Raw genomic sequence first — 1,376 nt, forward strand, 5'->3', positions numbered from 1 at the left:
CGAGCAATGTAATCTATGATGTCCATGCCATGGGCAATCCTTTCCTATGGTGGCTCTCGACTACAGCAATTTTGTTGCTGCTGCTGCTGTTAACCCAACGCATCTTAGAAGGGGTGGGCTGGAAATCTATACCAACCTCCTATACCTGGATTACCCTCTATTTGATCGTAAACTACGCCGCTAACCTATTGCCCTGGACGAAAGTGACTCGCTGCACGTTTCTTTATCATTACATGGGAGCTTCAGTGTTTTCTGGATTAGCACTGGCGTGGCTAGTTGACCGCTGGCTACACAGTGAGAAAAACCAGTATCGTAGTGCTGGTTTCACTGTCATCTTGGTAGTTGTACTAGCTTTTATATTCTGGTTACCAATTTACTTAGGTCTACCCTTGTCTGAGTCAGGTTATCAGCTGCGGATGTGGTTCCGCTCCTGGATTTAGGGACAATTTATTACTAAGCTGTTAAGCATTTATTTTGATCGCTCACAAGCCTTGCTGTAAGAGCTTTAGGCTTCAAAAATCTCAATTTAAATGCGTGTCAGCTTATCAGGGTTCAGCACCTATTGATGTTTTAGATAATGAGGAGTGGGAAGTTTGTCACCATTTATTTTCCCGGCTGTTGCTGGTATATAATAATAACATAAACCTAGATAGCACTGAGAAATTTCCTAATTATATCAGGAAAATATTTCAAATTTAAAAGCATTAAGTATTCAATAATCCTATCGAGGATAAACGTTATATTGATGTATTTTTATTAATACCTAAATAAACCGAAACAGCTTTAACATAAGTGGCTTTAAAAGATATCACTTAGAGCAATTGAAAATTTGCTATTAACAATTAACATCTTTCGCCTTTCGTTGCCACAACAGTTTTAGTCCTGGGACTAAACCTAAGCCAAGGGGAGTCGCGGGTTCTGGTACTGACTCTGGATCTGGTGTTGGTGTGTAGTTGTAAGTAACCTGAACATCCCCTTGGGCTTTTGTTGCGATCGCATTGACGATATTAGCGATCCCGGTAACCATTGATATGGTTTCCGCAGAGAATAAAAAGTCTACGGGGTCAGTGCCTAGGAATGCATTAAACACTGAATCATTTGTGAAGGTTTTCTCACCGGATACATTACCGGTTAGTCCGATAAATGAAACGGCAGACTCACCCTGAAAATCTAATGTGCCATCATAGGCAGCGACAACGGCTGAATCTCGTACTCTTGCTGTCTGTGTGAACAGGGTTGTATTATTTGCTCCGACCAATGTGAATAAGCCTTCCAGATTCCAAGTCAGAGTTGCTGGCTTTGCGTCTAGGCTTTCGCTCCGTGGGTCCCCTGACATTAGCCCGTTAAATTCTATGGTCACGGAATCAAGGGTACCG

Annotated in this window: 1 protein-coding gene and 1 pseudogene; one reads left to right on the forward strand and one right to left on the reverse strand. The window is 42.1% G+C overall.

The window, feature by feature from the left end; translation table 11 throughout:
- Nucleotides 1–440 (forward strand): annotated as a pseudogene (locus tag F6K49_RS49415) (dolichyl-phosphate-mannose--protein O-mannosyl transferase); the annotation flags it as partial.
- A gap of 395 nt (nucleotides 441–835) precedes the next feature.
- On the opposite strand, the gene F6K49_RS49420 reads toward F6K49_RS49415, so the two are convergent.
- On the reverse strand, nucleotides 836–1,376 hold a 541-nt coding region (locus tag F6K49_RS49420), incomplete at its 5' end, for a choice-of-anchor E domain-containing protein (protein ID WP_293110093.1).

It is taken from the genome of Moorena sp. SIO3I6 (genome assembly GCF_010672095.1).